General features: G+C 45.5%; 6 protein-coding genes. 5 read left to right on the top strand and 1 reads right to left on the bottom strand.

The features are described 5' to 3' along the window. Positions 1 to 6: 6 nt before the first annotated feature. The 5 genes from secG (at position 7) to C1G49_RS04070 (ending at position 6831) form a co-directional block, all read left to right on the top strand. The gene (gene secG, locus C1G49_RS04050; RefSeq protein ID WP_105114571.1) at positions 7 to 240 is read left to right on the top strand and encodes a preprotein translocase subunit SecG; all 234 of its coding nucleotides are present in this window, start codon (positions 7 to 9) and stop codon (positions 238 to 240) included. Between the two features lie 269 nt (positions 241 to 509). Beyond that, the gene (rnr, locus tag C1G49_RS04055) at positions 510 to 2879 is read left to right on the top strand and encodes a ribonuclease R (RefSeq protein ID WP_105124705.1); all 2370 of its coding nucleotides are present in this window, start codon (positions 510 to 512) and stop codon (positions 2877 to 2879) included. 2 nt (positions 2880 to 2881) lie between these two features. After that, the gene (gene smpB, locus C1G49_RS04060; RefSeq protein WP_002935771.1) at positions 2882 to 3349 is read left to right on the top strand and encodes an SsrA-binding protein SmpB; all 468 of its coding nucleotides are present in this window, start codon (positions 2882 to 2884) and stop codon (positions 3347 to 3349) included. A gap of 81 nt (positions 3350 to 3430) precedes the next feature. Next, positions 3431 to 4288, top strand: a complete 858-nt coding sequence (gene tehB / locus C1G49_RS04065) for an SAM-dependent methyltransferase TehB (RefSeq protein WP_105124706.1) — start codon at positions 3431 to 3433, stop codon at positions 4286 to 4288. Between the two features lie 92 nt (positions 4289 to 4380). Further along, on the top strand, positions 4381 to 6831 hold the full coding sequence (locus C1G49_RS04070; protein WP_105124707.1) for a heavy metal translocating P-type ATPase: 2451 nt from the start codon (positions 4381 to 4383) through the stop codon (positions 6829 to 6831). A gap of 180 nt (positions 6832 to 7011) precedes the next feature. On the opposite strand, the gene C1G49_RS04075 is transcribed toward C1G49_RS04070, so the two are convergent. Next, positions 7012 to 7875: a helix-turn-helix domain-containing protein gene (locus C1G49_RS04075; protein ID WP_105124708.1), complete on the bottom strand. Its 864-nt coding sequence runs from the start codon at positions 7873 to 7875 to the stop codon at positions 7012 to 7014. Between the last annotated feature and the right edge of the window lie 158 nt (positions 7876 to 8033).

Consider the following 8033-nt stretch of genomic DNA (forward strand, 5'->3'; position numbering starts at 1 on the left):
AAAAATATGTATCAACTATTGTTAACTGTTCTGTTGATTTTATCTGTTATTTTGATTGCAGTGATTTTTATCCAACCAGCCAAGAACCAATCTAGCAACGTTTTTGACTCAACGAGCGGTGCCTTGTTTGAGCGTACAAAGGCGCGTGGTTTTGAAGCGGTTATGCAACGTATTACAGCTATCCTTATTTTCTTATGGATGTTGGATGCACTCGCACTTGTTATCATTTCAAGTAAATAGATAAATCAGACTGGGACTTGTTCTTGGTCTATTTTTTTGGGAGTGGGCCAGAACTCGACAAGTATAAAGAGTTCGTCTGCCCACCCCCGCATAAGTTGAATAGGTATGGTTCGGAGCGTTACGCGAACTATTGAGATTTGCTTTGCAAATCCTATCTCCCACCTCCAACAATCATTTGATTGTTGGAGCAATCAACCACTGCGTCTGGATATAACGCACACTAAGAGAAATAGTGCTAGGTTTTTATCCTGCACTCTGGTAATTACAACATGAAAAACGAAATTATTAACTATATTAAAGAAGTTGGTCCTGTGACCATGGACCAGCTGGCAGATCAGTTTGGAGCCAGTTCTGCTAAGAGCTTCACAGACTTGGTCAAGCTGGTTTCCAGCATGGAAGGAAGCCGTCAACTTGTCTTTGACCAAGCAGGGCGAATCGCTCTTCCTGCTCCAAAAATCTCCAAAAACAAGGTGACCTTGCAGGGTATTTTCCGTGCCCATAAGTCAGGGTTTGGCTTTGTGACCATTGATGAGGAGGAAGATGATCTCTTTGTCAGTCGTGACGATGTCAACTTCGCTATTGAGGGCGACCGAGTGGAAGTGGCGATCAAGAAAGTGGCGGACAGGCTCAAGGGGACGGCTGCGGAAGCGGAAGTCATTGATATTTTAGAACATAGTCTGAAAACTGCGGTGGGCTTGATTGTTTTTGACGAAGACAAGCCTGAATATGCAGGTTACATCAAGTCTAAAAACCAGAAAATCGCTCAGAAGATTTACATCAAGAAGTCACCTCTGGTATTGACCGGAACGGAAATCCTCAAAGTCGATATTGAAGCCTATCCAAATAAGAAGCGGGACCACTTTGTTGCGACCATTCGGGACGTGGTGGGCCACAAGGACGATGTGGGAATCGATGTCTTGGAAGTTTTGGAATCCATGGACATCGTGTCGGAATTCCCTGATGAAGTCTTGGCGGAGGCCAATCGAGTACCAGAAAGTCCGTCTGAGAAGGATTTTGAAGGACGCTTGGACCTGCGAGATGAAATCATCTTCACCATCGACGGTGCGGATGCCAAAGACTTGGACGATGCGGTCCATATCAAGCAGCTCAAGAACGGTAATCTGGAGCTAGGTGTCCATATCGCTGATGTCAGCTACTATGTGACCGAAGGCTCTGCCTTGGACCAGGAAGCTGTCAAGCGTGGGACTTCTGTCTATGTGACCGACCGTGTGGTGCCGATGCTGCCAGAACGCCTGTCAAATGGCATCTGTTCCCTTAATCCAAATGTGGATCGTCTGACCCAGTCGGCTATTATGGAAATTGACCGTAAGGGCAAGGTAGTCAAGCACTGGATTGGCCAGACGGTCATCAAAACCACCTTCCGTATGACCTATTCCGATGTCAATGATATGATTGCGGGCAATCAGGAAAAGTTGGACAAATACAAGGCAATCGTACCGAGTGTAGACCTCATGGTCAAACTCCATGAAACCCTGGAAACAATGCGGTACAAGCGTGGGGCTCTCAACTTTGATACAGCTGAAGCTAAAATCATCGTCAACAAGGACGGTCTGCCAGTCGATATTCAACTGCGTCAGCGGGGCATTGCCGAGCGGATGATTGAGTCCTTCATGTTGGCGGCCAATGAGTGCGTTGCCGAGCATTTTGCCAAGCTGGACCTGCCTTTCATCTATCGGATCCACGAGGAGCCTAAGTCAGACAAATTGCAGAAGTTCATCGACTATGCGACTAGCTTTGGTCTGACCGTCTATGGAACGGCTAGCTCTATCAGCCAGGACGCCCTTCAGGACCTCATGGAGCGGGTCAAGGACCAGCCTTACGCTGATGTCCTCAACATGATGCTGCTGCGTTCTATGCAGCAGGCACGCTACTCGGAGCACAACCACGGTCACTACGGACTGGGTGCGGAGTTCTACACCCACTTCACCAGTCCTATCCGCCGTTATCCCGACCTGCTGGTTCACCGTATGGTACGGGAATATGGTCACAATCCTGCGGAAAAAGCAGAGCATTTTGAGCAGGTCATCCCTGAGCTTGCCAAGTCTTCGTCCAGTTTAGAACGCCGTGCCATTGAGGCAGAGCGGGAAGTCGAAGCCATGAAGAAGGCAGAGTTCATGCAAGAATTTGTTGGGCAAGAGTTTGATGGTGTCGTGTCTAGCGTAGTCAAGTTTGGTCTTTTTGTCGAGTTACCAAACACGGTTGAAGGTCTGATTCATATCACCAACCTCAACGAATACTACCAGTTCCACGAGCGGACTCTGACCTTGCAGGGTGAGAAATCAGGTCGGGTCTTCCGTGTCGGTCAGCCAATCCGTATCAAATTAACGCGGGCAGACAAGATGACAGGGGAAATTGATTTTGCCCACGTGCCGTCCGAGCTGGATATTGTGGAAAAAGCTCTGAAAGCCAAACGGAGAACGGCCAGTCACTCCAACCGTGACCGTGATGATCGGTCAGGGCGAGGACGGGGCAAGCACCACAAACAAGAAGCCGCTGGTCGCGACAGCAAACGTCACAAGTCTGGGAAAGACCACAGGTCAAAAAGTGGGAAAAAAGACAAGAAAAAGAAACCATTTTACAAAGAAGTGGCTAAAAAGAACAAGAAGAAAAGGAGATAGGCATGGCCAAGGGTGAGGGCAATGTGATTGCACAGAATAAAAAAGCCCGCCACGACTATACCATTGTCGATACAGTGGAGGCGGGGATGGTTCTGACGGGGACGGAGATTAAGTCTATTCGTGCGGGGCGGATTAACCTCAAGGACGGCTTTGCCCAGATTAAGCAGGGCGAGGCTTGGTTGGTTAATGTTCATATCGCTCCCTATGATGAGGGCAATATCTGGAACCAGGAGCCAACGCGGACCCGCAAGTTGCTCTTGCGGAAGAAGCAGATTGAGTCCTTGGGCAATGAGGTCAAGGGAACAGGGATGACCCTGGTTCCCCTCAAGGTCTATATCAAGGACGGCTTTGCCAAGGTCCTGATAGGGCTTGCTAAAGGGAAACACGATTATGACAAGCGGGAGTCCATCAAACGCCGTGAGCAAGACCGTGATATCAAGCGAACCATGAAGGCTATCAATAGTCGCTAAGACTGGGAAAAATCCTGGTCTTTTGTTGCTTGCAAACTTCATGAAGTTTTTCTACAATATTAGCATGGAAAAGGAGAGATAATGACAGTTTTAGTTCCTTACAAACGCATGCCCATTTGGAATCAGGATACGGTTCCCCAGCATTTTTTGACCAAGCACAATACTAAAGTGGGTACCTGGGCTAAAATCAAGGTTTTGAAGGGGCAGCTCAAATTTGAGCCGATTTCAGATGATAATGAGATCTTGGGAGAATATGTCTATGGTCCGACAGATGATGTTCCTTTTGTCGAGCCACAGGCTTGGCATCGGGTGACCTTGTTGACAGAGGATACAGAGTTTTTCTTGGAATTTTTCTGTCAGCCAGAGGATTATTTTGCTAAAAAGTACGGCTACACGCGGACGCATTCGGAGGTCTTGGAGGCCTTGAATACTATCAAACCTTGTAAGGTCTTGGACTTGGGTTGCGGTCATGGTCGTAACAGTCTTTACTTGGCTCAGCAGGGTTTTGAGGTGACGGCAGTTGATAAGCATGTGCCGAGCATTCAGACACTTTTGCAGGTCAAGGAAGTGGAGGACTTGGACTTACAGGCGGGGACTTATGATATTAACTCAGCTAGTTTGGAGCAGGACTACGACTGGATAATCTCAACTGTGGTTTTCATGTTTTTGGAGCGTGACCGTGTACCCGCCATTATCCGCAATATGCAGGAGCAGACACGGCCGGGTGGCTATAACTTGATCGTGGCGGCCATGGATACGGAGGATGCACCCTGTCCGATGAATTTCTCCTTTACCTTCGGAGCGGGAGAGTTGAAGGAATACTACCGTGACTGGGAATTGGTCAAGTACAATGAAGATTTTGGTCAGCTCCATAAGCGTGATGAAGATGGTAATTTCCTCAAAATGCGATTTGCGACCATGTTGGCTAGGAAGAAGTAGAGGGCAACCTCTCTTTTTTTGAAACAAATTCGTTTACAAATGTAGTCGTTTTGTGTATAATGTGATTACAAATGTAGTCAAAGGAGAAGGATATGAAACATGCAACCTATCCCATTTCAGGCATGACCTGTGCCTCTTGTGCCAGGACAGTTGAAAAGGCTGTTGGTAAATTAGCAGGAGTAGAAGAAGTCAGTGTCAACCTAGCAACTGAAAAATTGAGTGTTAACTACGATGAAAAGCTGTTGGGACTAGAGGATATTCGTCAGGCAGTTGAAAAGGCGGGTTATCAGTTAGTCGATAACTTGGTGACCGAGTCTTATGACATTTCAGGCATGACCTGTGCCTCCTGTGCCATGACGGTTGAAAAGGCTCTGGGCAAACTAGAGGGCGTAGAAGAAGTCAGTGTTAATCTGGCAACAGAAAAGGCAACCATCCGTTATAGCCGTGATAGGCAAAATCCAGCTAGTCTTGAAAAGGCAGTTGAGCAGGCAGGCTATCAGCTAATCAGACCAGAAGATGTAGAAGAGACGGTGGACAAGGGACCAAGCAAGGAAGACATTCTTTGGGAACGATTTGTCTGGTCAGCAGTCTTTACTCTTCCTTTGCTCTATATTGCTATGGGGCCTATGTTGCCCTGGGGTGGGCTTCCATTACCAGCCTTGCTCCATCAACCGCTAGTTTATCCGGTCAGCCAAGTCATCTTGCTCATCCCTGTCCTTTATTTGGGACGCAGTTTTTTCCAAAAAGGCTTTAAAACTCTCGTGCAAGGCCATCCCAATATGGATTCCTTGATTGCCGTTGGGACTGGGGCAGCCTTGGTTCAAGGTCTTTTGATGATTGCTTTTCTTCTGATAGGGAAAGAAGTAGCCATGCACGGTCACCATCCAGAACTGTATTTTGAATCAGCCGCCGTTATCTTGACCTTGATTACCCTAGGAAAATATTTTGAAGCAAGGTCCAAAGGTCAGACTTCTGAGGCCATTAAGAAGTTGATGAATCTGGCTCCCAAGACAGCCCAGGTCCTACGAAATGGGCAGGAAATGCAAGTGCCGATTGAAGAAGTGGTAGTCGGTGACCAGGTCATTGTTCGCCCAGGTCAGCAGATTCCTGTTGACGGTCAAGTACTAGAAGGTCAGACACGTGTCGATGAATCCATGTTGACAGGTGAGAGCCTGCCAGTGAAGAAGGCTCTAGGCGATACTGTTTTTGGCGGTACCCTTAACCAGCAAGGCGCCATTACCATGCAGGCTACCAAGGTTGGCCGTGATACGACTCTGGCACAGATTATTCGCTTGGTAGAAGAGGCCCAAGGGTCTAAGGCACCTATCGCCAAATTGGCTGACCAAGTATCTGCCGTCTTTGTGCCAGTTGTCATGGGCTTGGCATTCTTGTCTGGGCTGGCCTGGTACTTCTTGGGGCAAGAATCATGGATTTTTTCACTAAGTATTATCATCGCCGTCTTGGTCATCGCCTGCCCTTGTGCTCTGGGTCTAGCAACTCCGACGGCTATCATGGTTGGGACTGGAAAAGGGGCAGAAAACGGACTTTTGTTCAAGTCTGGTCAAGCTATTGAAACCCTGCAAGGTGTGAACACCCTTGTCTTCGACAAGACAGGGACCATTACAGAGGGCAAACCTCAGGTGACAGACATTCATCTCTTGTCTACTAAAAATCGTGAGCAGGTCCTCCAGCTGGCAGCAAGTAGTGAGCAATTTTCCGAGCATCCCTTGGCTCAGGCTCTCCTGCAAGCTGCTCAGACAGACAAGATTGATCTCTTGCCCGCCACCGATTTTCAGGCTCTTTCAGGTCGTGGTCTTTCGGTGACAATAGCAGAGCAGACCATCTATCTGGGAAATGAACGGTTGATGCGGGAACAGGGAATTGATGTTTCCCAAGGACCTGCAGTTGCGGAGGCATTTGCCCAGCAAGCCAAGACGCCTGTTTTCCTAGCAACCCAGCAAGAATTACTAGCAGTTATTGCCATTGCTGATAAAGTAAAAGAGACCAGCCGTCAGGCTGTCCAGGCTCTGCAAGCTATGGGATTAGAAGTGGTCATGCTGACAGGGGACAATGAAAAAACTGCCCAGGCCATTGCCAAGGAAGTCGGCATTGAGAAGGTGGTCAGTCAGGTCCTGCCAGATGACAAGGCCAACCAAGTCAAGCTCTTACAAGAACAGGGCAAAACAGTCGCTATGGTGGGGGATGGCATCAACGATGCCCCAGCCCTAGCTCAAGCCCATGTGGGGCTGGCTATTGGTTCTGGGACTGATATTGCCATTGAGTCTGCCGATATTGTTCTCATGCATAGTGACATTTTGGATGTGGTCAAGGCTGTCAAACTCAGCCAGGCAACCATGCGAACCATCAAACAAAATCTCTTCTGGGCCTTTGCTTATAATGTGATTGGCATTCCAATCGCCATGGGTCTCTTACATGTATTTGGTGGACCTCTGCTCAATCCTATGTTTGCAGGTGCAGCCATGGCCCTCAGCTCAGTGTCCGTCGTCTTGAACGCTCTGCGATTGAAAAGGGTGAAAATGTAGAAAAAAGATTTAAGAGAAATATCTGACAAAAAAATGGATAGTCTGTTAGTTATTTGTGTAACATGGGACAATCCTCATAGAATATTTCCTTAATATTATAATACTAAAAATAAAAGTCCTTAGAAACCTAATTCTATGGACTTTTTCTTTGGTCTGACAGTTTTAATTTTTGAGTACAAATCAAGTATTATCCAATTCCTTCAAATAATTTTCTATCTTCATTAACATCAAAGGATTGTTATAAATCTTGCATAGTTCTTTCGCTTCTATGTAATAATTTTTAACCTGTTCCTTGTCTAGAAATTGTGCCCCAGCATTTCCGACGAGAATAAGAAGGGGAGCCAGTTGGTAGCTTGTTTGTTTTTCTTTACAGAGTTCAATTGTTTCAAGAGCTTCTTGGATGGCTTCGTTATATTTTTTCTTTGATACTAAATAGTGAGCGTAGTTGTGGCGGACTCTGATGTAACCAAATAAAAACTCTTGATGATCTAGATTTTTTGTCTGATACAACTCCATTAAATGAGAGTAGTTTGCTTCATATTCTTGTTCACGGCCAACAAGGGAGTAGAAATTAGATAGTGTATTCAATACCTTTAAGTAAATTAAAGTAGTTGAGGATACTTTTGATAATATATTTTCCAAGTAGGAGATAGCCTCAAACTGAAGGTTATATTGATAGAAGTCAATAATAGCTTTAATCCATTCAAGGTAAGTTCGATCTTCTAGTGTTAGAAAAGTACTTCGGTCAACCTCTATTTTATAAAGATATTCTAAATCGTCATAATTTCTATCGTCTAGTAGACGAGAAGATAGGTGCTTGAAGTTGGACAGGTTAGATTTAACTTCAATTTGTTCATTGAAAAAGTAATCTAGTGGGACTTCAAGTCGTTGAGAGAGTTTGAACAAAAGGTCTGCGGAAGGGATGAAATGCCCCCTTTCAATTTTACTAATCTGACTTTGTTCACAAATTCCTTCAGCAAGAGTTTGCTGGGATAGTCCTAGTTCTTTTCTTTTTAATCTGAATTTCTCGGAGAGTATATTCATAAAAGATAACAGTCCTTTCTATTTATTCAACTTAATTATATTTCTTTTAGTTCAAAATGGCAAGTTACAAGAATAAAAAATTACATATTGTGAAAAAAAAAAAAAAAGTTCAAAAAACAATAAAAATACTTGACTAAATAAAATATATATTTTAGTTT

Origin of the sequence: Streptococcus suis (assembly GCF_002960625.1) — a bacterium.
In the GTDB taxonomy this organism is placed as follows: Bacteria; Bacillota; Bacilli; order Lactobacillales; family Streptococcaceae; genus Streptococcus; species Streptococcus suis_T.

Coding starts and splice junctions, on each gene's coding strand:
- secG (WP_105114571.1), top strand. CDS start 7: ATGTATCAACTATTGTTAACTGTTCTGTTGATTTTATCTGTTATTTTG.
- tehB (WP_105124706.1), top strand. CDS start 3,431: ATGACAGTTTTAGTTCCTTACAAACGCATGCCCATTTGGAATCAGGAT.
- C1G49_RS04075 (WP_105124708.1), bottom strand. CDS start 7,875: ATGAATATACTCTCCGAGAAATTCAGATTAAAAAGAAAAGAACTAGGA.
- rnr (WP_105124705.1), top strand. CDS start 510: ATGAAAAACGAAATTATTAACTATATTAAAGAAGTTGGTCCTGTGACC.
- C1G49_RS04070 (WP_105124707.1), top strand. CDS start 4,381: ATGAAACATGCAACCTATCCCATTTCAGGCATGACCTGTGCCTCTTGT.
- smpB (WP_002935771.1), top strand. CDS start 2,882: ATGGCCAAGGGTGAGGGCAATGTGATTGCACAGAATAAAAAAGCCCGC.